Raw genomic sequence first — 21,649 nt, 5'->3', positions numbered from 1 at the left:
CGGAGTGTAGCGCAGCCCGGTAGCGCACTTGACTGGGGGTCAAGGGGTCGTCGGTTCGAATCCGGCCACTCCGACCATTTTTCCTTGAAAGCCCTGGTTTGTCGAAGGCGCCCTGTGGCGCCTTTTCGCTATTCAGAGCGAAAGCCGCTGGAATCGCCCGGTCGCGATCAGGGCGCTGCCGACCGACGTTGGTCGGGCCTGGGCGGAAGCCGGTGGAACAAGACATGCGCCAGGCGCGGCCGCGGCTTGATCTTCCACTTCGGCACGAGTCGCCAGTGAGTCCTGCTCAGCGGCGAACAAGGATCCCGCGCGCTTCCTCGCCTGTCGAAATGCACCGCCAGCGCCTGGTCCACGGCGCACAGAACCGCGTAGCGCTCAATCTGCTCATCGGATAGCTCGCAATCCGGGACCTTGTCCCGCACCGACTGAACCACCGAATAGGTCGAAATGATGCGTCCGGGAGCAGCGCAGTCGATGCATCGCTGGACGGCGTCGATGACGTCGTCAGGAACAAGAAAGTTGAATTGGCGCGAACTGGTTGTGGTGGCAGTTACGATCCGCTCTAGCATATCGCCTTCTGAAAGCCCCGCAGCACGCTAGCGTCGGGACAGATCCATCAGCAAGGACTAATAATAGGCCCTGGCTGAGTTATGCACCGAATTCTTTGCCGCCTCAGTCACCAGCGAATCGAGGCCGCGCCGCGTAAGGATATGGGTGAACTCTGCACGGAACTAAAAAGCCCGCCAAGGCAAACCGTGGCGGGCTCGTTGGGTCGACACAGCTCGACTATTGCATGGGCCGATTTTCAGACGCTGGCATGTCGATGAAAGCGCCTTCCGGCATCTGGAGCGCGACGGCGATTCGCCGGAGCTTCGAGGGGTCGGCATCCCTGCCGCTTTCAATATCGGCAATCTCGTGGGTGGACAGGCCGCATGTCAGGGACAGCTCTTCGAGGCTGTATCCCCTGGTTTCACGGGCGGCCTTGAGGGCGCTGTAGCCGGGTGTTGCAATCAAATCGGACAGAACTTCGCGTCTGGCAGTGGCGGGCATTGGCAACTCCTTGGGTTGAAACCGTCTGATCAAATCATGGGGTTGCCTGAGACGAGCGAGACAATGACCGCTCGCGGGCGATTTGCCAAGCGTCAAAACGGGCGTCACGCCATCGTGAAACTGCGCCGGAATGATCTCGCGGAATCGAACCAGCCAAATGGGCGCCGCCGCCTTTCACCTCGGCACACCGGAGCAGCGCCCGGCCGAACCGGGGCGGGGAAGACCTGAGACACAATCCAGAAACAAAATTCTACACTCGGGAAAAATTGCCGAAAGAATCCAGGAGGATAGTCCCCAATCGCGGCGCTCGAGCCATCGATATGGTCCGATGTCTCCAGAAACGGCCCGCGCAAAAGGAAACGATGTCATGAAGAAGTCCCTCCTCTCCGCTCTCGGGCTGGCTGTGGCCCTGGCTGTCTCGATGCCGATCCTCGGCGCGACCAGCGCCGATGCTGCTCCGATGCATCACAAGCATCACCGTCACCATCATCACCGCAAGCACCATCGCAAGCATCACCATCATCATCACCATCATCACCACCACAAGAAGCTGGTGGCGAAGAAGGCCTAAGCAAACCGGCTTATCCGACAGGAAGGCCGGTTTTTGGTTGTTGCCCGTAACCGGCCTTCCTGCCCTGCTCTGATGGCATCGTGCCATCAGCGTTCGCGGCACAGGCAGTTCGCGCTGCTGCGCTCAGACCTGGTTGCATCCCAAGGGGTGCCTGATGTTGGCCAATGCCAGGTTGCCGGTAATGCACCGCCTGGTCCTGGCTGTCGCGCGGCTGCTGCTCACGCTTCGCCATCCTGCCCTGATCGTCCGCTTCGCCATGAAGCTCGGCTATCTGCCCAATCCCGCCGCGCCCAGGACCTATCACGAGCTGATGCTCTGGCGGAAAACCGTCGATCGCAATCCGCTGTTCGTGACGCTGACGGACAAGCTCGCGGCGAAGGATTATGTTCGCGGCATCTGCCCTGAACTGCCTCAAGCCAAAACGCTCTGGTCCGGGCGCGACCCCGCCGACATCCCACCCGGGCTGTTGACAGGCAATGCGGTGGTCAAGGCAAACCATGGCTGCGCGATGAACATCTTCGTTTCCGGCGGCCGGCCGGACCGTGCCACCGTCATCGCCACAGCAAGGGGCTGGCTCAAGAAACGCTATGGGCGCCGAAACGGCGAATGGGCGTATTGGCCGATCGTGCCAGCGGTCTTCGTCGAGGAGCGGCTCGAGCTGAGTGGCGGAGCAATCGCCACCGACATCAAAGTCCATGTCTGCGGCGGCACGGTCTGCCATGTCTGGGTGGAAGACAAGCAGGCCCGCCTCTCGCACCTGTTCGACTGCGATGGCAAGCCGCTGCCCGGGCGCGACCCCGACTATCCGCGCGAGGACCAGGCGCTGCCGGTCAGCGACCGTCTTGTCGACTATGTGCGCCGGGCGGCGGCGATCGCGCCGCGCATCGCCGGCGATCTCGATCACATCAGGATCGACTTCCTTGTCACCGGCCAGTGTCTCTATCCCGGTGAGCTCACCGTCTACTCCGCCGCCGGCTACGGCACGTGGACCAATCCGGAAATCATGGCGACGATCGAGCGAAACTGGCGGCTCGACCGATCGGACTATCTGCGCAGACGGCATCGCGGCATTACAGGTCTCTATGCCCGCGCGCTCAAGGCCTGGTGTCGGGCCGACGTACGCAATCGCCGGCCGGCGACGAGCCCTCGCCAGGCCTGACCAAGCGGCACCAAGCTCGCGCTCTGGCCTCCGCCTCGGCAAAAAATTTGAACCGACGCGTGAACCTTTCCCCTCCGGGCCGCACCAAGCCTGCATGGACGCCACGAAGGCGCTCCCCAACCAGAAGGACGCCGCAACGGCGATCCTCGATCAAAGAGAAGGAAATGCTCAAATGACCAACTTCACCAACTTCAAGCGCATCTCGCTCGCCGCGGCCATCGCTGTCTCGGCCCTCGGTTCGGTTTCCGTCCCGAGCTCGGCCTTCGCCGGCACGCACCCCACCGGCGACGGCGGCGCGGTGTGCAAGGGCGCGGGCTCCTGTCTGGTGCTCGAGATCGACTGCAAGGGCACCTATACCGACGCCACCGACAAGAACGGCACCGTCTACGGCAAGTGCAGCCAGGTCATGAAGGTCGACCCGACGAAGCGGCTCAAGCTCGCCAACTGATCGACCTGCGATCAAGGAAATGGCGGCCGTCCGCGCGACGGCCGCCATTTTCTTTCACCTTTCGGGGGCGCGCTAACGCCGCGCGAGGAACAGGCTGGCAACCAGTCCAAGCACGAGCAGCCCGACGGCGGCAGCTGTCGCGGGATGCTCGCGTGCCGTCCTTTCGATCGCTTTGCCCCTGCCGCCGATCACCGGCAGCGCATCGGCGAGGCGCCCGGCCAGCTGGGAATAGTAATCCGAAGCGGCGTCGCGACCGTCCTCATAGTAGGCGCCACCTTGCCTCGAGATGGCCTTCCTCAAAGCAGCCAGTTCCCTGGAGAGGGTTGCGACCTGCTTTTCGAGATCGGAGACGGTCGAAAGCGTTGCCATGATGCGTTTTCCTTCCTTGTGCAGAAGGAGGCGTAACGCATGGGCGCACAAGCAGTTCCGGTCAACCGACTGTCAGCGAGCGGCGCCTAACGCACCTGGTCGAGCAGGCGCTTGCACTCCAGCAGATCGAACAGCGCTTCCTGCAACAGGGCGCGGTTGTCGCGCGACAGTTTCGAGGAGTCCGGCTGGACCGGCCCCTCATCGTCGCTCTTGCCGAGGCCGAAGAAGCGTCGGCTGGGTTTCACCCTGGGCTGGCCGACCAGCATCTCGTCGTCGGCGCCGCGCGGCTGGGCAGCCGGCGTCAGCGGCACCTGTTCTGCCTGCCGGCGCTGCGCGATCGCCTCGACGGCCGCCATGTCGCCATTGCCGATGGCAACCAGGAAATGGTTGCCGTTCTCGCGCAACAACTTTTGCACGCCCTTGATGGTGTAGCCCTGGTCGTAGAGCATATGGCGAATGCCTTTGATCAGTTCGACGTCCTGCGGCCGGTAATAGCGGCGGCCGCCACCGCGCTTCATCGGCTTGATCTGGTTGAAACGGGTTTCCCAGAAGCGCAGCACGTGCTGCGGCAGATCGAGATCCTCCGCGACCTCGCTGATGGTGCGGAAAGCATCGGGGCTCTTGTCCATGGGTGAATCCTCCGCTGGACGGCGATCGGGCCAATTGCTGCCGAATCGAGCCTTATTTCAGCGGTTTATGGAACAATATTCAAGCCCGACGTCAAAACGCGCGGACATTATCAACCGGGCATTTGCGGCGGCTACTTGCCGCCCTTGGCCTTGCTGTTCTGGTGCGAGCGCAAGATGCGGCTCTTCAGCACGTTCGACGACTTGAAGGTCATCACCCGTCGCGGCAGGATCGGCACTTCCTCGCCGGTCTTGGGATTGCGGCCGATGCGCTCGTTCTTGGAGCGGACATGGAAAGTCGCGAAGGATGAGAGCTTGACCGTCTCGCCGCGCACGATGGCTTCGCAAATCTCATCCAGCACCGCTTCAACGAGCTCGGCCGATTCAGTTCTCGACAAGCCAACCTTGCGGTAAACGGCTTCGGCAAGGTCGGCGCGCGTAAGTGTCTTTCCCCCCATGCGACCGTCCCATCAGCTCAAAAACATAAATCGGTACAAGCAACGGCAGAGCCTAAGTAATTGATCCGTCAAGGTCAAGGACCGAACCCTTCCGTTCGGCACTTACCAGCGGACCAAAACCGCGCCCCAGGTGAAGCCCCCGCCCATCGCCTCGAGCAGCACCAGATCACCCTTCTTGATGCGGCCGTCGGCGACGGCCACTGACAGCGCCAGCGGCACGGACGCAGCCGACGTGTTACCGTGCAAATCGACCGTAACCACCACTTTTTGCTCGGCGATCCCGAGCTTCTTGGCGGAAGCGTCAATAATCCGTTTATTGGCCTGATGCGGCACGAACCAGTCGAGATCGTCGGCGGTGATGCCGGCCTGCGAGAACGTCGCCTCGATGACGTCGGTGATCATGCCGACCGCATGCTTGAACACCTCGCGGCCCTCCATCCTGAGATGGCCGACGGTGCCGGTGGTCGAAGGCCCGCCATCGACGAACAGCTTCTCCTTGTGGACGCCGTCGGAGCGCAAGCTCGCCGCCAGCACGCCGCGGTCGGCGATGGTGCCGGTCCCCTCGCCGGCTTCCAGCACCAGCGCGCCGGCGCCGTCGCCGAACAGGACGCAGGTCGAGCGGTCGTTCCAGTCGAGGATGCGCGAGAAGGTCTCGGAGCCGATGACGAGCACCCGCTTGGCCAAGCCGCCGCGAATGTAGAGGTCGGCGGTCGCCACCGCGTAGACGAAGCCTGAGCAGACCGCCTGCATGTCGAAGGCAAAGCCGTGATGCATGCCGAGCCGGTTCTGGATCTCGACCGCGGTCGCCGGAAAGGTGTTGTTGGGCGTCGAGGTCGCCAGCACGATCAGGTCGATGTCGGCGGGCGTCAGGCCGGCGCTGTGGAGTGCCGCGCGCGCGGCCGCCTCGCCGAGCGAGGCGGTGGTCTCGTCATCGGCCGCGACATGGCGCTGGCGGATGCCGGTGCGCTGGACGATCCACTCGTCGGAGGTCTCGACCATGCCTTCGAAATCGGCATTCTTCATGATGCGGCGGGGCAGCGCGGCGCCGGAGCCGCGCACGACTGATCTGATCAAAGCTCTTTCCTATTCCTTTGCGTCGACGACGACGTCGGATTTCCTGTTTGCCTGGGCATGCGGATTGCGCGCATGGAACAGATCGAGATCGGCCTCGATGCGGTCAAGTAGATTGTTGCGCACCATGTCGTAGCCAAGCTCGATTGCCGCCGCGAAGCCGTCCGAATCGGCGCCGCCATGGCTCTTCACGACAATGCCGTTGAGGCCGAGGAAGACACCGCCATTGGAGCGGCCGACATCCATCTTCTCGCGCAGCCGGTCGAAGGCGCCCTTGGCGAAGACATAGCCGATCCTGGCCATCAGCGTACGGCTCATGGCGGCGCGCAGATAGCCGCCGATCTGCCTGGCGGTCCCTTCCGCGGTCTTGAGCGCAATGTTGCCGGCGAAGCCTTCGGTGACGACGACGTCGACCGTGCCCTTGCCGATATCGTCGCCTTCGACGAAGCCGCGATAGTTCATCGATGCCATGTTGGCCTCGCGCAGCATGCGCCCGGCCTCCTTGACCTCTTCCTGGCCCTTGATCTCCTCGACGCCGACATTGAGCAGACCGACGCTCGGACGGTCGATGCCGAAGATCGAGCGCGCCATGCCAGTACCCAGAATGGCGAAATCGATGAGCTGGTGCGCATCCGCGCCAATGGTGGCGCCGACATCCAGCACCACGCTTTCGCCGCGCGTCGTCGGCCAGATCGCGGCGATCGCCGGACGGTCGATGGTGGCCATGGTGCGCAGGCAGAATTTCGACATCGCCATCAGCGCGCCGGTGTTGCCGGCCGAGATGCAGGCCTGGGCGGTGCCGGACTTCACCGCCTCGACCGCCTTCCACATCGATGACTTCCAGCGGCCATGGCGCAGCGCCTGGCTCGGCTTGTCGTCCATGCGGACCGCGATCTCGCAATGCACGAACTCGCTCACCTCGGCGAGCTTGGGGAATTTGGCCAGCTCGGGGCGCACCGCATCCTCGCGGCCATAAATGATGAAGCGGATGTCGGGACGACGGATGGCGACCGTCATGAGCGCCGGGATGACCACGCCTGGTCCGTGATCGCCGCCCATGGCATCGATGGAAATCCTGATCACGCGGTATTCATCTCACGGTTTGCCTGCCGGCGGCTTGAGCTGGTCAGGTTCGGGGGCTCGCGAAGGTTCGGCGAAAATAGCGTTTTTGCGCTGCCGCACAACCGGCTTTTCTAATATCGGGTCCGCTTTCAGGATTTTCCAAGCAGCGAACGCAGCTTTTGCTGGAATTCGCTTTCCTCGGCCTCGCCGTCGCCGGAGACCTCCAGCGACACGCCGGCCTTGCGCGGATAGGGGTCGATAGCCAGCCCGAAGAACTGCTCGGCGAGCGCGCCGACATCGATCGTGTCGCCGGAAAAGGTCTCCGGGCTGTCGGGTCCGTCGGCATCCAGCACGATCTCGCCGCCGCCTTCGAAACCCTGCCGCCCGAGCTTGGACTGCTCGGGCAGGAACAGCGCCTCGACCGGCTCGTCTATATGCGCCTCCACGGGATCCAGGGTGACGATGCAGGCCTGGGTGATGTCGGCCTCGACGCGACCGCTGACTTTGACGCCATTGCGCTTCCACGGCGCCACCAGAAGCTCGGCGCGATAGCGTTCGACCGAGAGCAGCTCGTGCTCGACGGCGAGCGCCGCGCGCTGCCTTTCGTCGGCCTCGATCGTCACCGGCAGGCCTTTTTGCGGCAGGCGGGCGACATTGGCGATGAAGGAAACCTGGCTTTGCGGGTCGATATGTTTCATCTTCGCCTCCTCAGCCGGCCGCCGGAAACGTCAGCGTGCCGGATGCGATCGATTCGGCCGGCTGGGCCGCAAGATGCCGGGCGGCATCCGCGACATAGGCGGCCAGCAGCGGCGCCTGCGGCCACTCACCCGCGTCGGGCACGACATTGCGGGTAAGCGCGGCGGCCAGCGCTTCCCTGTCGTCGCGCTCGAGCGCATCGTCGTAAGCGGCCGTGCGGCCATAGAACATCTTGGCCAGCTTCTTCATGCGCTTCGGCACGCCGACGTCGCTGATGCCCAGTTCCCGCAGCGAATGTTCGACATCCAGGAAGAACTCGTCGATGAGCACCTGGGCGACCTCGGTCGCGGCGCCGCTCTCGCCGCGCAGCCGGTGCTGGAACAGGAACATGTGCAGCGACAGCATCTCGAAACGACCAAGCGGCGTGTCCGGCACATTCCAGTCGGAATAAAAAACGGCTTGCCGCGCCGCCGCCACGATTTGTGCGTAAAGCGCCTCGGTGATAGCGCGGTTGGCATGGCGTTCGCGGCCAAAAAAGCGCTGGAACATTGAGGGTGGTCTCCCGGGGACCGTTTGTTGAATTGGCCTTGTTGCATCGGCAGGCAAGCTGGTTTACCGGTTTTGCCGCCCAGCGCAAGTTGCGGTCGGCTAATGGAGTTGTTGTTGCGCGCGCTGAATTTCAAGTTGCATTTCCTGGCCAGGCCGGCCGGCATGGCATCGCTGCTGGTGGCGGCGGCCGCCCTTTCAGCCTGCAATTCGTCCAAGATGATCGGCGATCTCAGCCCCGGCGAGACGCTGACCCAGGGCTACGTCATCGACCAGCAGGCCATCGACTCGGTGCCGGTGGGATCGAGCCGCGAACAGGTGCTGCTGGCGCTGGGCACTCCGTCGACGACGGCGACCTTCGACAACGAGGCCTTCTACTACATCTCGCAGACGCGCAAGCGCTATGTCGCCTTCGACAAGCCGCATCTGGTCGATCAGAAAGTGCTGGCGGTCTATTTCGGCGCCGACGGCCGCGTCACCCAGATCGCCAACTACGGGCTGAAGGACGGCAAGGTCTTCGACTTCATCTCGCGCACCACGCCGACCGGCGGCAAGGACCAGAACTTCCTCAGCCAGATCATCAACGGCGCCAGCAAGCTGGCGCCCGGCCTGCCAGGCGGCGGCAACGGCATGTAACCGACGGCCGGCTCGCTTTTCGCACGCGGGCAACACAGAATCAGGCAGCCAGGGACCCGCCGGATCGCTCCGGCGGGTCTTTGCTTGGTACTGACCGGCCGTTCCGGCTCAGCGAGGCCAGCTTCGCTCGAAGAGCAAAACCGAAGCCGTCCAGTGTCCCGATGATCCTTTATTGATCCTGTGGCGGGCGCAACTTCTGCGTTAGCCGTTTATCCACCACAAAACGCAATGGCGCTTGGGTTTCATCTGCCTATAATTTTTGATCCACAAGATCAGCCGGATCGGAGGGTCAGATGAGCCGCATCGTCATGTACGACCAGATCGGCGCCCGCAAGCCGGTCCAGAGCTTCGTCCTGGACTGGAAGGACGGCGTCCCGTGCACGCTCCGGCAGATCATCACCGAACGCGTGCTGCTGGAGCATGACAGGTTGCACGCCTCGCGCAACGACGCGGCGATCGAGACCCTGCTCTATGCGCCAAACACCGGACCGCTCAAGAAGACCAACCCGGACCAGGCTGTGGCGGCAGCGATCGAGGCCTTTTCGCGCAACGCCTTCATGGTGGTCGTCGGTGGCAAGCAAATGATGGCGCTGGACGACGTGGCCGTCATTTCAGCGCGCACGGACGTCGTCTTCATCAAGCTTTTGCGGCTCAAGGGAGGCTGAGCGGATGAGCAATGGACGGTTGTTTTCGGGTCTCAGGGCAGCGGCCGCGGCGTTCGGCAAGGCCGTAGGCGGCGCCGCGCGTCCGACTGAGCCGGCGCCGGTCGCCGACATAAACAGGATGGTCGAGCGCCTCCATCGCGCCCATGCCGACAGGGAGCGGAGCCAGGCGGAGGCGCTGGCGCGGGATATCGAGCTGGCCTCATCCGCCGGCGTCTCGCGTCCGATGACAGCGGAGCTCATCTCCCTCGTCCGCGCCTACGACACCGCGAACTCGGAGGAAGCCCGCAAGGATATCACCAGCCGCCTGCGCGCTTTGTCGGCGGAACAGCGCGGCGAGTTGTTCGACACTATCGACATGCTGCGAGCGCGGTTCGGCTGGGGTCCGGCGGTGGCCATCTATGTGCGCAGCCGCGAGGGCAGCATCCCACCCAGATTCGCGCGCTTTTGCGAAACCTTGAGTCGCGATCTTCTGCGCAGCGGCTTCCAGGCGAACGCGCCGAGAACCGCCACCGCGCTCAGGCTGCTCGCCAACGACCAGGCCGGCCTCCACCTCAAAGGCACGATCGGCTGGTCGAGCGGGTTGCCCAAGCTCGGCATCGTTCGCGAGATCGAGCGCGCGGTGAAACACGGACTGGTTCCTGGCCCCGAGGACCGGGCCAACGCCGCCAGGCTCATCGCGCTGGTTTGCGATACGCAGTACTACAAAAACCGGACTGGTCCGGAAAAGACCGATCCACCGCTGATCGTTTCGCTGAAGGCGCTTGCCGGGGCCGGCCAGCAGGACAGTTTCTTTGCGCGCATGCGGGCCAATCCGCCGGGAAAACTTCCGCACCTGCGCTACACGCCGCCGCCGTCCGACAAGGCGGAATTTTGGGACGACGTGCTGACGGAACTGGCACCGCTGTTCGAGGACATCCGCGCCTACGCCGGCGACAGGACGGTGCACAACTGGCTGACCGACCGACAGGCGTTCGCCGCCCGTTTTGGCTCCGGCGATGGCAGTGCCGCCTTCAGGTTCGGCTGGTGGGCTCGCGACACCAAGGGCGAGGAAGGTTTTCACAAGGACTACAACAACCATCTCAGCCGCATGCTGAGCCAGGAAAAACCCGAATGGCGACAGCTCGCGACCGCCGCGCAAATGGCGATGCTGCGTACCATGGGGCCGACCTTCGATCGGGGTTGGCCGCAGGACTTCACGAGGGCCGGCACGCAGGTCGAGGCGTTCGAATTCGGCGGCGGGGATCCTGACGGCAGCCTGCTCAACCATCTGGTTGCCGCCGGCGATGGCGCGCCCGGCACGACCTGGCTGAAGGATTGCGAACGCAAGATCGCAGCCCTTGGGCACGACACGGTGGCCGACGGTTTCAGGCAGTGGCTCAAACCGCTCTGCGAACCGGCGCTGCCGGAGATCGACCGCGACGTCTATATCGGCCTCGAAGCCTACAGCCTGGTGTTCAGCCCGCAGAATGCATCGGTGTTTCCGACACCGCTGCCGGAACGGGAGTCGGCGGGCTATGCGGCGGCGGTGCGGCAGTCCGCGCTGAAGGCGATCTGCGCGATACCGGGCCTGCTGTTCCAGCGCGCGGCCGGGGACTATGTACCCTGGCAATTTGATCTCGGCCGACTGCACGGCGAACTGTCGCCCGACAATGTCGCGGTCGCACGCGGCATTGCCCTGGCCTTGTCCCGCCTGCCGGCCGACAAGGCGCTGCCGCTGCTGGAATCGCTGGCAGGCGCGACGCTGATCAAGACAGGGCATTACGGACGCACCGTGCGTTCGCAAAAGACAGGGGCGGCCTGCGTCTGGTCGCTCGGCCAGTTGGGCACCGCGGACGCCGCCTATGCGCTCGGCCGCCTTCGCCGCAGGATCGACGACAAAGTGGTGATCAAGTCGATCGACAAGGCGCTGGAAGCGGCGGGCAGCAAGCTCGGCCTGTCGGGCGACGACATGCAGGAAATCGCCATGGCCGAGTACGGCATCGGCGATGGCGGGCTTCGTGTCGAGGAACTGGGCGGCGTTCGCGTCGAGTTGCGCGTTGTCTCGTCGGCCAAGGCCGAGTTGCGCAGCATCGACGCCAAGGGCAAGTCGAGCCGCGGCATCGCCAAGGATTTCAAGGCGGCACCCGGCGGTAGCGAAATGGCGGGCAGTTGGAAAATGCGGCGAAGGACATCGCGCTGATCCTGCCGGAAGCGCGGCGCCGCATCGAGAGCGCCTGGCGCGACGGCCGCCACTGGAATTACCAGGGCTGGCAGGATCGGCTGATCGGCAATGGCCTGCTGCGCACGCTTTCCGAGCGCCTGATCTGGCGTTTTGTGGGTCCCAAGAGCGAGGCGTTCGTCGCCATGCCGCGCGACGGCGGGCTTGTCGATCATGCCGGCGTTCGCTGCCCGGTTCCAGGACCGGACTGGACGGTCCACCTTTGGCATCCGCTGGACAGCCCGGCCACGACCGTCGCCGCCTGGCGCGAGAGGCTTGCCAGGCAGACGATCCAGCAGCCCTTTATCCAGGCCTGGCGGCCGGTCTATGTCGTCACCGACGCCGAACTTGCCACGCAGAGCTATTCGAACCGCTTCGCCGCGCACATACTGGAGCAGGCTCCGGTCATGGCCATCCTGAAGAAGCGCGGCTGGACGGCGTACAACCGCAGCATGCACGGCAACAATGCCGAGCATGAACGCGTTCGGCTCATCCTGCCGCATCACGGCGTCGCGCCGAGTTCTGGGTCGCCGGCATTGGCACGCGCGTGCAGGACATCGAGGCGGCGGAGCGCGGCGCCGCCCTCTACGCCTTCATCGCCACGGACCGTGTCGCCTTCTTCGCGCTCGATCCCAAGACCGGGCTGCCGAACGAGGTGCCCCTGTCCGTCGATGCAGTGCCTCCCCGCGCGTTCTGCGAGGCGATGTACGACATCGACAGCGTGATAGGCCGCACCTCGATCGGCAACGACCGCCACTGGCAGGATCGCGGCGGCGATGCCCGCCACCCGCTGTCGGAGCGGCCTGAATTCCTCGATTACCGCGAGCGCTATTCGGCGGGACAGGCCAGCGGCCTGGCAAAGGGTCGCCGCGATTTCATCGCCACCATCCTGCCCGGCCTCGCCATTGCCAACCAGTGCACGGTTACAGACGAGTTCCTGATCGTCGACGGCAAGCGCAAGACCTACAAGATCAACTTCGCGTCCGGGCACATCAGAATGGCGCCCAACGACCGCTATCTCTGCATCGTGCCGTCAAACGAGGCGACCGGGCCAAGGCCAGCCTACGTGCCGTTCGAGGGCGACGACATCCTGTCGGTCATCCTGTCCAAGGCAATGATGCTCGCAAATGACGACAAGATAACCGACGGCTCGATCCTCACGCAGATCGGGTGACGGCAAAAAGAAAACCCGCGGGATCGCTCCCGCGGGTTTTTCTGACTTCCAGCCTCGAGCCTCAGCCGTGCGCGAGCACGGCCAAGAGCAGCAGGGCGACGATGTTGGTGATCTTGATCGCCGGATTGACGGCCGGGCCGGCGGTGTCCTTGTAGGGATCGCCGACGGTGTCCCCGGTGACCGAGGCCTTGTGCGCCTCCGAACCCTTCAGGTGCTTGACGCCGTCCTTGTCGGTGAAGCCGTCCTCGAACGATTTTTTGGCGTTGTCCCAGGCGCCGCCGCCCGAGGTCATCGAGATGGCGACGAACAGACCGTTGACGATGACGCCGAGCAGCGAGGCGCCGAGTGCCGCAAAGGCCGAGGCCTTCGAGCCCGAGATCAGAAGCACGCCGAAATAGACCACCAGCGGCGCCAGCACCGGCAGCAGCGACGGGATGATCATCTCGCGGATCGCCGCCCTGGTCAGAAGGTCGACGGCGCGGGCGTAGTTGGGCTTCGAGGTGCCGGCCATGATGCCCTTGTCCTCGCGGAACTGCTTGCGCACCTCCTCGACGATCGAGCCGGCAGCGCGACCGACGGCAGTCATGGCGATACCGCCGAACAGATACGGGATCAGGCCGCCGAAGATCAGGCCGGCGACGACGTAGGGGTTGGAGAGGTCGAAGGAGACGTCGCCCATGCCCTGGAAGTAGGGGAACTTGTCGCCATTGGCGGCAAAGAACTTCAGGTCGTTCGAATAGGCGGCGAACAGCACCAGCGCGCCGAGACCGGCCGAGCCGATGGCATAGCCCTTGGTCACCGCCTTGGTGGTGTTGCCGACCGCGTCGAGCGCGTCGGTCGAGTGGCGCACTTCCTTGGGCAGGCCGGCCATTTCGGCGATGCCGCCGGCATTGTCGGTGACCGGGCCGAAGGCGTCGAGCGCGACGATCATGCCGGCAAGGCCGAGCATGGTGGTGACCGCGATCGCCGTGCCGAACAGGCCGCCGAGCTGGTAGGTGGCGATGATGCCGCCGACGATGACGATCGCCGGCAGCGCCGTCGATTCCAGCGAGACAGCAAGGCCCTGGATGACGTTGGTGCCGTGGCCGGTCACCGACGCCTGGGCGATGGAGTTGACCGGGCGCTTGTTGGTGCCGGTGTAGTACTCGGTGATCACCACGATCAGGCCGGTCACCAGTAGGCCGATCAAGCCGCAGATGAACAGGTTTTTGCCGGTGATGGCGATGCCGGCGACGGTGCCGATATCACCCCAGCCGATGGTGAGCGACGTGGCGGCGCCAAGGCCGACGATCGACAGCAGGCCGGTGACGATCAGGCCCTTGTAAAGCGCGCCCATGATCGAACCGTTGGAGCCGAGCTTGACGAAGAAGGTGCCGACGATGGAGGTCAGGATGCAGGCGCCGCAGATGGCCAGCGGATAGAGCATGGTGTCGGCCAAAATGGCAGTGCCGCCGAAGAAGATAGCAGCGAGAACCATGGTGGCGACGACGGTGACGGCGTAGGTCTCGAACAGGTCGGCCGCCATGCCGGCGCAGTCGCCGACATTGTCGCCGACATTGTCGGCGATGGTGGCGGGGTTGCGCGGATCGTCCTCGGGAATGCCGGCTTCGACCTTGCCGACGAGATCGCCGCCGACGTCGGCGCCCTTGGTGAAGATGCCGCCGCCGAGACGGGCGAAGATCGAGATCAGCGAGGCGCCGAAGCCGAGCGAGACCAGCGCGTCGATGACGATGCGGTCATTCGGCTGGAGGCCCATCGGTCCGGTCAGGATGAAGTAGTAGATCGAGACGCCGAGCAGTGCCAGACCCGCCACCAGCATGCCGGTAATGGCGCCCGACTTGAAGGCGATGTCGAGGCCGGCGGCAAGGCTGTTGGAGGCGGCCTGCGCGGTGCGCACATTGGCGCGCACGGAAACGTGCATGCCGATGAAGCCGGCGGCGCCCGAGAGCACGGCGCCGATCAGGAAGCCGATGGCCGAGGTGATCGACAGCAGCCACCAGGCAAGCAGGAGCACGACGATGCCGACGACGGCGATGGTGGTGTATTGGCGCGCCAGGTAGGCCTGGGCGCCCTCGCGGATGGCTGCGGAGATTTCCTGCATGCGCTGATTGCCCTGATCGGACGCAAGGACCGAACGGGTCGCCCAAATAGCGTAAAGGACTGAAAGCAGGCCGCAGGCGATGACGGCGTAAATGATGGTCATTGCCGAATTTTCCTCGATTGATGGCCCAAAAGAACCCCTCCCTGGGCCGTTGGAACGGGGATGCACGCCGCCAGGCGGAATCCACCCCTTGGCTGGGCTGTATGCGAAACAGGGCTGGGAACGTCAAGATATTGTTCGGTTTTTGCCCGGCTTTCGCCCAAAAGGCGAAGGTGATCGCAAACCTGCCGGCGTGACCGTCCTTTTAGATCGATTGAAATGACGCTGGGTAATCAGTCGCCGCACGGATCCGGCGTCGCCTCTCGACAGGTCTTTCAGTGTCGGTCCCGCCCCGATCGGTCCCGACATTTGTCGCTAAACCGCCCCCTGCCCCATCCGACGCGCCGTGTAGCGCTCGATGGCCGACAGGCCGTCATAGATCAGCACGGCAAGTGCAGCGACGATCAGGCCGCCCTGCAGCACGAAGGCGAGATTGTTCGACAGCAGGCCGGCGATGATCACCTCGCCAAGCGTCTTGGCCGCAACCGTTGAACCAATGGTGGCGGTGGCAAGGCTGATGACCACCGAAAGCCGGATGCCGCCGAGGATGACCGGCGCGCTGAGCGGCAGCTCGACCTTGACCAGCCTCTGCCAGGCGGTCATGCCGGCGCCGCGCGCCGCTTCCATGACATTGCCCGGCAGGGTGGTGAGAGCCGTCAGCGCGTTCTCGAAGATCGGCAGCAGGCCATAGAGGAAGAGCGCAATCAGCGTCGGCTTCTCGCCGAAGCCGACGGCCGGCACGGCAAGTGCCAGCACGGCGACAGGCGGAAAGGTCTGGCCGATGTTGACCAGGCTGCGCGACAGCGGCAGGAACTCCGCTCCGGCCGGCCTGGTGACCAGAATGGCAAGCGCGACCGCAACGATGGTTGCGGCGACCGTGGCGATCAGCACGGTCCTCAGATGCAGCAGCGTCAGCGTCAGCAAGCTGCCCTGGTTGTAGATCGCCGGCGCGCCGTTCTCGGTCAGCGGCTTGAGCAGCGGCTCGAACAAGGCTGGGTTGGTGACGAAGGCGACAAGCAGCACCACCAGGAGAAGCCGGAGCAGCGATGGCAGCCAAGCTTTCATGCAGGCCTCGCGGCGCGCCTGACCAGCCCATCGACGGTGACCCGGCCAAGCGGCTTGCCGTCGCCATCCTTCACCGGCAGCGCCGGGCGACCCGACCAAAGCAGCTCGGCCAGCGCATCGCGCTGGCTGGCCTCGGCCGGGATCGCTTCGCCCTCGGCGGTCCCCTTCTCGACGGCATCGCCGACGCGGCCAAGCGACAGCAGCCGGAACGGTTTCTCGCTGGCGCCGACAAGCGTCTCGACGAAGGCGCTGGCCGGCTTCGCCAGGATCTCGGCGGGTTTTGCGTATTGCACCAGCTTGCCGGCATCCATGACGGCGATCTTGTCGCCCAGATGCACGGCTTCCTCCATGTCGTGGGTGACGAGGATGATGGTGGTGCCGAAGCGCTTCTGGATGGCCAGCAGGTCCTCCTGCGCCTTGTTGCGGATGATCGGGTCAAGCGCGCCGAACGGCTCGTCCATCAAAAGCACGTTCGGCTCGGCGGCCAGCGCGCGCGCAACGCCGACGCGCTGCTGCTGGCCGCCGGAGAGCTCGTGCGGGTAACGCGGCCCATAGGCCTGCGGATCGAGCTGGTAGAGCGTCATCAGCTCGTCGACACGGCGCTTGATGCGGTCCCTGTCCCAGCCGAGCAGCAGCGGCACCGTGGCGATGTTTTGCGCCACCGTGCGATGCGGAAACAGGCCATGGCCCTGGATGGCGTAGCCGATGCTGCGGCGCAGCTCGTAACCCGGCAGCGAGCGGTTGTCGGCGCCGTCGAGCTTGATGACGCCCGCGGTCGGCTCGACCAGCCGGTTGATCATCCTGAGCAATGTCGTCTTGCCGGAGCCGGACGTGCCGACGATGACGCAAACAGTGCGCGGCTCGATCGCCATCGACACATCGTCGACCACTGTGGTTTCGCCATAGCGCTTGGTGATACCTTCGATCTCGATCATGCCGGGCTTGCCTCATGTCGTCTGATGGAGGTCATTTCGATGATGGCGTCGAGGATGATGGCGGCGGCGAAGGCCAGCGCCACGGTCGGCACCGCGCCGAGCAGCACCAGATCCATCGCGGTCTGACCGACGCCCTGGAAGACGAACACGCCAAAGCCGCCGCCGCCGATCAGCGCGGCGATGGTGGCAAGGCCGATGTTCTGCACCAGAACGATGCGGATGCCGGTCAGGATCACCGGGAAGGCGAGTGGGAATTCGACGTCGAACAGCCGCTGGCGGTCGGTCATGCCCATGCCGCGGGCGGCGTCGTTGGCGGCGCGCGGCACGCCGGCGAGGCCGACCACGGTGTTGGCCACCACCGGCAGCAGCGAATAGAGGAACAGCGCGACGAAGGCTGGCGCGGTGCCGATGCCGCGGATGCCCAAAGCGCCGGCGCCGGGCACATGGGTCGCGACCCAGCCGAGCGGCGCGATCAGCAGGCCGAACAGCGCGATCGAGGGAATGGTCTGGATGATATTGAGCACGTTGAGCACGCCGGCCCGCAGCCTCTCGACGCGGTGGCACAGGATGCCGAGCGGCAGGCCGACCACCACCGCCGCCGCCAGCGAGCCCAGCGCCAGCGTGATGTGCTTGGCGCCTTCGGCCCAGAAACTGTCGGCGCGGTTGGCGTATTCCTTGAGGATCGACAGGCTATCCCATTGCCTCGACACCAGAAGCAGGCCGATCGCCAGCGCGGCGGCGATGAGCACACCGACGCGCGCCCAGGGCGACAGATCGAGCCTGGTCAGTACATCGGCGAGCAGCAGCGTGAAGGCAAAGATCAGCAGCCAGAAGCCGGAGGCCGGCGAGACGCGGGCAAAGGTGTTGCCTGCCGGGGTGAGGAAACTGCCGGCCGTGCCGATGAGGATGGCAAGCGCTGCAAGCGCCACGACGCCGGCGGCAAGCCGGAGCAGCAGCGGCGTCTTCAGCAGCGCGATCAGCGCGCCGGCGATGACGATCGCCAGCAGCAGCGGCCCGGTGGCAGACGGCAGCGCTTCCAGAATGGAGCGCGCCTGGCCGGGCACGATGCGGTTGGCACGGAAGGTGGCGAAGGGGGCAAGCAACGCCGCATAGGCCGCGATCGCGGCGATGACCACGCCGAGCTTGTCGAAACGGAGGGTCATCGGCTGCTCGCGCAGCAATTCGGAGAGGCAGAAATAGGAAGGCCTCGTTCCTTCGCGGCCCCCTCTGTGCTACCGGACATCTCCCCCACTTGGGGGGAGATCAGATGTCGCGCGGGCTTTCGCCAATCCCCAGCGTGGCAAGAGAAGCGACGGCGATGAAGCTGCCAATCTCCCCCCTTGTGGGGGAGATGTCCGGCAGGACAGAGGGGGGCGCCTCGCACCGGCGTACGTTTCCTCGACGCGATCGCGACTACTTCAAAAACCCGTTCTTCTTCAGAAAGTCCTCGGCGACGCCCTTGACCGGCTCGCCGCCGACCTGCACGCGGCCGTTGAGTTCCTGCAGCGTGACGAGGTCGAGCTTGGCGAACACCGGCTTCAGCAGCGTCTCGATCTCGGGATGCTCCTTCAGCACCGCCTCGCGGATGATCGGCGCCGGCTGGTAGACCGGCTGCACACCCTTGTCGTCGTCGAGGACGACGAGGCCGGAAGGCGCGATGCCGCCGTCGGTGCCGTAGACCATGGCGGCATTGGCGCCGTTGGTCTGGTTCGCGGCAGCCGCGATGGTCGCCGCGGTGTCGCCGCCGGAGAGCGTGATCAACTGGTCGGGCTTCAGCGCAAAGCCGTAGGTGGTCTGGAAGGCCGGCAAGGCGGCCGCCGAATTGACGAATTCGGCCGAGGCCGCAAGCACGACCTTGCCGCCGCCCGCCACGTACTTGCCGAAGTCGGTGAGCGTCGCCAGCTTGTTCTCGTCGGCGACCTCCTTGCGCAGCGCGATCGCCCAGGTGTTGTTGGCCGGCGATGGCGACAGCCAGACGATCTTGTTGGCGTCGTAGTCGAGCTTCTTGGCCGCCTCATAGGCCTTGGCGGCATCCTTCCAGACCGGATCGTCGGCCTTCTCGAAGAAGAAAGCGGCATTGCCGGTATATTCCGGATAGATGTCGATCTCGCCGGCGGTGATCGCCTTGCGCACCACCGGCGTGCCGCCGAGCTGGATACGGTCGGTGGTCTTGATGTTGTTGGCGTTCAGCACGAGCTGGATGATGTTGCCGAGCACGCCACCCTCGGTGTCGATCTTCGACGACACGACGACCTGAGCGTTTGCCGAGGCAGCGGTGATGCCGAGCGCAAGCGCGGCGCCAGCCAGAAGCTTGATTGAAAACATGGTGAAATCCCTTGCTGTGAACCGGATTCGGTTGCCGCATATGAGCATGGCTTCAACGCCCCGTCGGGGCACACGGTTTCATAACAACAGGGATACACGCAATAATTTTATACGGGCTGGCCCAACGTGGCAGCGCCGGTACAGGACAGGGTGGTGTCAGTTGGCTGCGCGCAAGCTCGTCACCTTCAACGCTCCGAGCGCAACGAAGCAGAGCGCGCAGACCGGGAACACCAGCCAGTTGAGCATCGCCCAGCCCCAGGCGTTGTAGACCGCGCCGGACATCAGCGAGGCGAAGGCGACGGAGCCGAACAGGACGAAATCATGGAAGCCCTGCACCTTGCTCTTTTCCGACGGGCGGTAGCTGGCGGCGACCATCGAGGTTGCGCCGATGAAGCCGAAATTCCAGCCGAGGCCGAGCAGGATCAGCGCCGTCCAGAACTGCCACAGCGCCAGGCCTGACAAAGCGACCGCGGCGCAGCCGATCAGCAACACGAGGCCGGCGGCGACGATGCGCTCGGCGCCGAAGCGGTGGATCAGCGAGCCGGTGAAGAAACTCGGCCCGAACATCGCCATCACATGCCAGGAAATGCCAAGCGTGGCATCATCCGTCGACAGGCCGCAGCCGACCATGGCGAGCGGCGCGCCGGTCATGACGAAGCTCATCAGCGCATAGCTGCCGACGACGCAGAACAGCGCCGCGACGAAACGCGGCTGGGTGACGATCTCGGATAGCGGCCTGGCGTCGCTGTCCTCGACCGCGGCGCCGCCGACCGCCTTGGGCGCGATGCGCAGAAACGACAGGATGACCGCGCCGACGGCCGACAGTACCAGGATGGAGGCGAACGAGCCGGCGAACATCACCGGTGCGAAGGATTCGCGTGTGAAGATGACGATCTGCGGCCCGAGAATGGCGGTGACGATGCCGCCCGCCAGCACGAAAGAGATGGCGCGCGCCTTGAATTCGGGCGGCGCGTTGTCGGCGGCAGCGAAGCGGAACTGCTGGACGAAAGCGCCGCCCACCCCGATCACCAGCAGGCCGAAGGCGAACAGCCAGAAACTCGGGTTGAACAGCGCCAGCGTCGCGACAAGCCCGCCGAGCGCGGTGACGACGGTGCCGGTCATGAAGCCGCCGCGCTGGCCGAGCTGGCGGATGATGGCGGCGGCCGGCAGCGCGCCCAGCGCCACGCCGATGTTGAAGCCGGTGACCGGCGCCGTCGCCAGCGATTTGTCGGGCCCAAGCAGGTATTGTCCCGCAAGCGCGCCAAGCGAGATGGCGATGGGTGCGGCCGAGCCGATGATCGCCTGCGCGGCGGCAAGCAGCAGCGCCGTGCGGCGCGCTTCCTTACCGGCCTCGGCAACGACGGCCGCGGCCGTCACGAAGCGTCCTTGCCGCGGCCTTCGCCGCGCACCCGGCGCGACACGCGGTCGAGCACGGCGTTGGTGAGCTTCGGTTCGTCTTCCTCGTAGAAGGCCTTGGCGATGTCGACATATTCCGAGACGATCACCGCCACCGGAACGTCGTCGCGCTTCATCAGCTCGTAGACGCCGGCGCGCAGGATGGCGCGCAGCGTCGAATCCAGCCGCGACAGCGGCCAGTCGTCGGTCAGCGCCTGGCGGATGACCGGATCGATGGTCTTCTGGTTCTCGACGACACCGGTGAGGATGGCGCGGAACCATTGCGCATCGGCCTCGCGATAGAGCGCGCCGTCGACTTCCTTGCCGAGCCGGAACGCTTCGTACTCGGCCGTGATCTCGATCACGCCACTGCCGGCAACGTCCATCTGGTAGAGCGCCTGCACGGCGGCGAGCCGGGCGGCGCCGCGCTTGTTGGCGTGGCGGGCCGTGGGCTGGCCGGGCGACGCGGGCTCGCTCACGATCGCGCTCCCAGCTGCTGTTTGAGGGCGATCATGGTCAGAGCCGCGCGCGCGGCAAAGCCGCCCTTGTCGCCTTCCGAACGTCTGGCGCGCGTCCAGGCCTGGGCGTCGTTCTCGGTGGTCAGGATGCCATTGCCGATGCAGACCGCTTCCTGCACGGAGAGGTCCATCAGCGCGCGGCTCGATTCATTGGCGACGATGTCGAAATGGTAGGTGTCGCCGCGCACGATGGTGCCCAGCGCCACGAAACCGTCATAGGCGGTGCCGCCTTCGGCGGCGCCGTCGAGCGCGAAGGTGATCACTGCCGGGATTTCCAGCGAGCCGGGGACGGTGACGACGTCATAGGTCGCGCCTGCCTCGTCCAGCGCACTCGTTGCGCCTTCGAGCAGCGCGTCGGCAAGGTCGTCATGGAAGCGCGCCTCGACGATGAGAAGGTGCGCCTTGTCCTTCGGACGGATGAACGCTTTGCCGTGTTGGGATATGCCAGCCATAGATGTCTCCGGGGGTCGCCGGTGACTTAGG

At 65.0% G+C, this 21,649-nt stretch carries 26 protein-coding genes and 1 tRNA gene; 10 read left to right on the top strand and 17 right to left on the bottom strand.

Annotation, left to right across the window (positions count from 1 at the left end; translation table 11 throughout):
- Window positions 1-77 (top strand) — tRNA-Pro (locus EN846_RS21560).
- A 90-nt stretch (window positions 78-167) separates the two neighbouring features.
- Here EN846_RS21560 and EN846_RS21555 read toward each other — a convergent pair.
- Together EN846_RS21555 and EN846_RS21550 are read right to left on the bottom strand one after the other, a co-directional pair.
- The gene (locus tag EN846_RS21555) at window positions 168-569 is read right to left on the bottom strand and encodes a hypothetical protein (RefSeq protein WP_127392051.1); all 402 of its coding nucleotides are present in this window, start codon (window positions 567-569) and stop codon (window positions 168-170) included.
- A gap of 217 nt (window positions 570-786) precedes the next feature.
- The gene (locus EN846_RS21550; protein ID WP_127282151.1) at window positions 787-1,050 is read right to left on the bottom strand and encodes a helix-turn-helix transcriptional regulator; all 264 of its coding nucleotides are present in this window, start codon (window positions 1,048-1,050) and stop codon (window positions 787-789) included.
- A gap of 367 nt (window positions 1,051-1,417) precedes the next feature.
- On the opposite strand from EN846_RS21550, the gene EN846_RS21545 reads away from it, so the two are divergent.
- The 3 genes from EN846_RS21545 (at window position 1,418) to EN846_RS21535 (ending at window position 3,228) form a co-directional block, all read left to right on the top strand.
- Window positions 1,418-1,621 carry a hypothetical protein gene (locus EN846_RS21545; protein WP_127282152.1) on the top strand — a complete coding sequence of 68 codons (204 nt, stop codon included), beginning with the start codon at window positions 1,418-1,420 and terminating at the stop codon, window positions 1,619-1,621.
- Between the two features lie 154 nt (window positions 1,622-1,775).
- Window positions 1,776-2,780 carry an ATP-grasp fold amidoligase family protein gene (locus tag EN846_RS21540; protein ID WP_127392052.1) on the top strand — a complete coding sequence of 335 codons (1,005 nt, stop codon included), beginning with the start codon at window positions 1,776-1,778 and terminating at the stop codon, window positions 2,778-2,780.
- 172 nt (window positions 2,781-2,952) lie between these two features.
- Window positions 2,953-3,228 carry a hypothetical protein gene (locus EN846_RS21535; RefSeq protein WP_127282154.1) on the top strand — a complete coding sequence of 92 codons (276 nt, stop codon included), beginning with the start codon at window positions 2,953-2,955 and terminating at the stop codon, window positions 3,226-3,228.
- A gap of 72 nt (window positions 3,229-3,300) precedes the next feature.
- On the opposite strand, the gene EN846_RS21530 is transcribed toward EN846_RS21535, so the two are convergent.
- The 7 genes from EN846_RS21530 to EN846_RS21500 all read right to left on the bottom strand — a co-directional run bounded on the left by EN846_RS21530 (window position 3,301) and on the right by EN846_RS21500 (window position 8,059).
- Window positions 3,301-3,597 carry a hypothetical protein gene (locus tag EN846_RS21530; RefSeq protein WP_127311113.1) on the bottom strand — a complete coding sequence of 99 codons (297 nt, stop codon included), beginning with the start codon at window positions 3,595-3,597 and terminating at the stop codon, window positions 3,301-3,303.
- An 86-nt stretch (window positions 3,598-3,683) separates the two neighbouring features.
- Window positions 3,684-4,226 carry a MerR family transcriptional regulator gene (locus tag EN846_RS21525; RefSeq protein WP_126054931.1) on the bottom strand — a complete coding sequence of 181 codons (543 nt, stop codon included), beginning with the start codon at window positions 4,224-4,226 and terminating at the stop codon, window positions 3,684-3,686.
- Between the two features lie 131 nt (window positions 4,227-4,357).
- The gene (locus EN846_RS21520) at window positions 4,358-4,681 is read right to left on the bottom strand and encodes an integration host factor subunit alpha (protein ID WP_006201891.1); all 324 of its coding nucleotides are present in this window, start codon (window positions 4,679-4,681) and stop codon (window positions 4,358-4,360) included.
- A gap of 102 nt (window positions 4,682-4,783) precedes the next feature.
- Window positions 4,784-5,755 (bottom strand): beta-ketoacyl-ACP synthase III, encoded by a 972-nt coding sequence (locus EN846_RS21515; protein ID WP_127392053.1) that lies wholly within the window; start codon window positions 5,753-5,755, stop codon window positions 4,784-4,786.
- 9 nt (window positions 5,756-5,764) lie between these two features.
- On the bottom strand, window positions 5,765-6,835 hold the full coding sequence (gene plsX / locus EN846_RS21510; protein WP_127284713.1) for a phosphate acyltransferase PlsX: 1,071 nt from the start codon (window positions 6,833-6,835) through the stop codon (window positions 5,765-5,767).
- 128 nt (window positions 6,836-6,963) lie between these two features.
- Window positions 6,964-7,512 (bottom strand): DUF177 domain-containing protein, encoded by a 549-nt coding sequence (locus tag EN846_RS21505; RefSeq protein ID WP_127392055.1) that lies wholly within the window; start codon window positions 7,510-7,512, stop codon window positions 6,964-6,966.
- A 10-nt stretch (window positions 7,513-7,522) separates the two neighbouring features.
- Window positions 7,523-8,059, bottom strand: a complete 537-nt coding sequence (locus EN846_RS21500) for a ubiquinol-cytochrome C chaperone family protein (RefSeq protein WP_127311828.1) — start codon at window positions 8,057-8,059, stop codon at window positions 7,523-7,525.
- Window positions 8,060-8,173: 114 nt separating this feature from the next.
- On the opposite strand from EN846_RS21500, the gene EN846_RS21495 reads away from it, so the two are divergent.
- The 5 genes from EN846_RS21495 (at window position 8,174) to EN846_RS35230 (ending at window position 12,728) form a co-directional block, all read left to right on the top strand.
- Window positions 8,174-8,692: an outer membrane protein assembly factor BamE gene (locus EN846_RS21495; protein WP_127284710.1), complete on the top strand. Its 519-nt coding sequence runs from the start codon at window positions 8,174-8,176 to the stop codon at window positions 8,690-8,692.
- 293 nt (window positions 8,693-8,985) lie between these two features.
- On the top strand, window positions 8,986-9,357 hold the full coding sequence (locus EN846_RS21490; RefSeq protein ID WP_127311827.1) for a hypothetical protein: 372 nt from the start codon (window positions 8,986-8,988) through the stop codon (window positions 9,355-9,357).
- 4 nt (window positions 9,358-9,361) lie between these two features.
- Window positions 9,362-11,536 carry a hypothetical protein gene (locus EN846_RS21485; protein ID WP_135898975.1) on the top strand — a complete coding sequence of 725 codons (2,175 nt, stop codon included), beginning with the start codon at window positions 9,362-9,364 and terminating at the stop codon, window positions 11,534-11,536.
- Window positions 11,506-12,279 carry a DUF4132 domain-containing protein gene (locus tag EN846_RS21480; RefSeq protein WP_127393488.1) on the top strand — a complete coding sequence of 258 codons (774 nt, stop codon included), beginning with the start codon at window positions 11,506-11,508 and terminating at the stop codon, window positions 12,277-12,279. Before EN846_RS21485 ends, EN846_RS21480 begins: the two co-directional genes overlap by 31 nt.
- Window positions 12,258-12,728, top strand: coding sequence for a hypothetical protein (locus EN846_RS35230; protein WP_127393489.1), 471 nt, complete (start codon window positions 12,258-12,260; stop codon window positions 12,726-12,728). Before EN846_RS21480 ends, EN846_RS35230 begins: the two co-directional genes overlap by 22 nt.
- A gap of 61 nt (window positions 12,729-12,789) precedes the next feature.
- Here EN846_RS35230 and EN846_RS21475 read toward each other — a convergent pair whose 3' ends face one another.
- Entirely contained in the window at window positions 12,790-14,931 is a 2,142-nt protein-coding gene (locus EN846_RS21475; protein WP_127393490.1) for a sodium-translocating pyrophosphatase, read from the bottom strand.
- Between EN846_RS21475 and EN846_RS21470 the strand changes: the two genes are divergently transcribed.
- Complete coding sequence (locus EN846_RS21470; RefSeq protein WP_127393491.1) at window positions 14,921-15,151, top strand: hypothetical protein; 231 nt, start codon at window positions 14,921-14,923, stop codon at window positions 15,149-15,151. The two genes, EN846_RS21475 and EN846_RS21470, sit on opposite strands and share 11 nt — an antisense overlap.
- A gap of 92 nt (window positions 15,152-15,243) precedes the next feature.
- Here EN846_RS21470 and EN846_RS21465 read toward each other — a convergent pair whose 3' ends face one another.
- The 7 genes from EN846_RS21465 to ribH form a co-directional block, all read right to left on the bottom strand.
- A complete protein-coding gene (locus EN846_RS21465) occupies window positions 15,244-15,993 on the bottom strand; it encodes an ABC transporter permease (protein ID WP_128346954.1) in 750 nt (249 codons plus the stop codon).
- Window positions 15,990-16,928, bottom strand: a complete 939-nt coding sequence (locus EN846_RS21460) for an ABC transporter ATP-binding protein (protein ID WP_127284704.1) — start codon at window positions 16,926-16,928, stop codon at window positions 15,990-15,992. Before EN846_RS21460 ends, EN846_RS21465 begins: the two co-directional genes overlap by 4 nt.
- On the bottom strand, window positions 16,925-18,091 hold the full coding sequence (locus EN846_RS21455) for an ABC transporter permease (RefSeq protein WP_127284703.1): 1,167 nt from the start codon (window positions 18,089-18,091) through the stop codon (window positions 16,925-16,927). Before EN846_RS21455 ends, EN846_RS21460 begins: the two co-directional genes overlap by 4 nt.
- A gap of 250 nt (window positions 18,092-18,341) precedes the next feature.
- Window positions 18,342-19,253 (bottom strand): ABC transporter substrate-binding protein, encoded by a 912-nt coding sequence (locus tag EN846_RS21445; protein WP_127284702.1) that lies wholly within the window; start codon window positions 19,251-19,253, stop codon window positions 18,342-18,344.
- Window positions 19,254-19,409: 156 nt separating this feature from the next.
- Entirely contained in the window at window positions 19,410-20,630 is a 1,221-nt protein-coding gene (locus EN846_RS21440) for an MFS transporter (protein ID WP_127392532.1), read from the bottom strand.
- On the bottom strand, window positions 20,627-21,127 hold the full coding sequence (gene nusB, locus EN846_RS21435) for a transcription antitermination factor NusB (protein ID WP_127287177.1): 501 nt from the start codon (window positions 21,125-21,127) through the stop codon (window positions 20,627-20,629). The genes EN846_RS21440 and nusB overlap by 4 nt, the downstream gene beginning before the upstream one ends.
- Window positions 21,124-21,618 carry a 6,7-dimethyl-8-ribityllumazine synthase gene (gene ribH, locus EN846_RS21430; RefSeq protein WP_127287176.1) on the bottom strand — a complete coding sequence of 165 codons (495 nt, stop codon included), beginning with the start codon at window positions 21,616-21,618 and terminating at the stop codon, window positions 21,124-21,126. The genes nusB and ribH overlap by 4 nt, the downstream gene beginning before the upstream one ends.
- Window positions 21,619-21,649: the final 31 nt, after the last annotated feature.

Origin of the sequence: Mesorhizobium sp. M4B.F.Ca.ET.203.01.1.1 (assembly GCF_004791025.1) — a bacterium.
GTDB lineage: Bacteria > Pseudomonadota > Alphaproteobacteria > Rhizobiales > Rhizobiaceae > Mesorhizobium > Mesorhizobium abyssinicae.
This window is presented reverse-complemented; position numbering and strand designations above follow the sequence as displayed.

What these genes read in the sequence shown, in the direction of transcription:
- EN846_RS21555 (WP_127392051.1), bottom strand. Translation starts at nt 569, where the DNA reads ATGCTAGAGCGGATCGTAACTGCCACCACAACCAGTTCGCGCCAATTC.
- EN846_RS21550 (WP_127282151.1), bottom strand. Translation starts at nt 1,050, where the DNA reads ATGCCCGCCACTGCCAGACGCGAAGTTCTGTCCGATTTGATTGCAACA.
- EN846_RS21545 (WP_127282152.1), top strand. Translation starts at nt 1,418, where the DNA reads ATGAAGAAGTCCCTCCTCTCCGCTCTCGGGCTGGCTGTGGCCCTGGCT.
- EN846_RS21540 (WP_127392052.1), top strand. Translation starts at nt 1,776, where the DNA reads ATGTTGGCCAATGCCAGGTTGCCGGTAATGCACCGCCTGGTCCTGGCT.
- EN846_RS21535 (WP_127282154.1), top strand. Translation starts at nt 2,953, where the DNA reads ATGACCAACTTCACCAACTTCAAGCGCATCTCGCTCGCCGCGGCCATC.
- EN846_RS21530 (WP_127311113.1), bottom strand. Translation starts at nt 3,597, where the DNA reads ATGGCAACGCTTTCGACCGTCTCCGATCTCGAAAAGCAGGTCGCAACC.
- EN846_RS21525 (WP_126054931.1), bottom strand. Translation starts at nt 4,226, where the DNA reads ATGGACAAGAGCCCCGATGCTTTCCGCACCATCAGCGAGGTCGCGGAG.
- EN846_RS21520 (WP_006201891.1), bottom strand. Translation starts at nt 4,681, where the DNA reads ATGGGGGGAAAGACACTTACGCGCGCCGACCTTGCCGAAGCCGTTTAC.
- EN846_RS21505 (WP_127392055.1), bottom strand. Translation starts at nt 7,512, where the DNA reads ATGAAACATATCGACCCGCAAAGCCAGGTTTCCTTCATCGCCAATGTC.
- EN846_RS21500 (WP_127311828.1), bottom strand. Translation starts at nt 8,059, where the DNA reads ATGTTCCAGCGCTTTTTTGGCCGCGAACGCCATGCCAACCGCGCTATC.
- EN846_RS21490 (WP_127311827.1), top strand. Translation starts at nt 8,986, where the DNA reads ATGAGCCGCATCGTCATGTACGACCAGATCGGCGCCCGCAAGCCGGTC.
- EN846_RS21485 (WP_135898975.1), top strand. Translation starts at nt 9,362, where the DNA reads ATGAGCAATGGACGGTTGTTTTCGGGTCTCAGGGCAGCGGCCGCGGCG.
- EN846_RS35230 (WP_127393489.1), top strand. Translation starts at nt 12,258, where the DNA reads ATGTACGACATCGACAGCGTGATAGGCCGCACCTCGATCGGCAACGAC.
- EN846_RS21470 (WP_127393491.1), top strand. Translation starts at nt 14,921, where the DNA reads ATGATGGTCATTGCCGAATTTTCCTCGATTGATGGCCCAAAAGAACCC.
- EN846_RS21475 (WP_127393490.1), bottom strand. Translation starts at nt 14,931, where the DNA reads ATGACCATCATTTACGCCGTCATCGCCTGCGGCCTGCTTTCAGTCCTT.
- EN846_RS21465 (WP_128346954.1), bottom strand. Translation starts at nt 15,993, where the DNA reads ATGAAAGCTTGGCTGCCATCGCTGCTCCGGCTTCTCCTGGTGGTGCTG.
- EN846_RS21460 (WP_127284704.1), bottom strand. Translation starts at nt 16,928, where the DNA reads ATGATCGAGATCGAAGGTATCACCAAGCGCTATGGCGAAACCACAGTG.
- EN846_RS21455 (WP_127284703.1), bottom strand. Translation starts at nt 18,091, where the DNA reads ATGACCCTCCGTTTCGACAAGCTCGGCGTGGTCATCGCCGCGATCGCG.
- EN846_RS21445 (WP_127284702.1), bottom strand. Translation starts at nt 19,253, where the DNA reads ATGTTTTCAATCAAGCTTCTGGCTGGCGCCGCGCTTGCGCTCGGCATC.
- ribH (WP_127287176.1), bottom strand. Translation starts at nt 21,618, where the DNA reads ATGGCTGGCATATCCCAACACGGCAAAGCGTTCATCCGTCCGAAGGAC.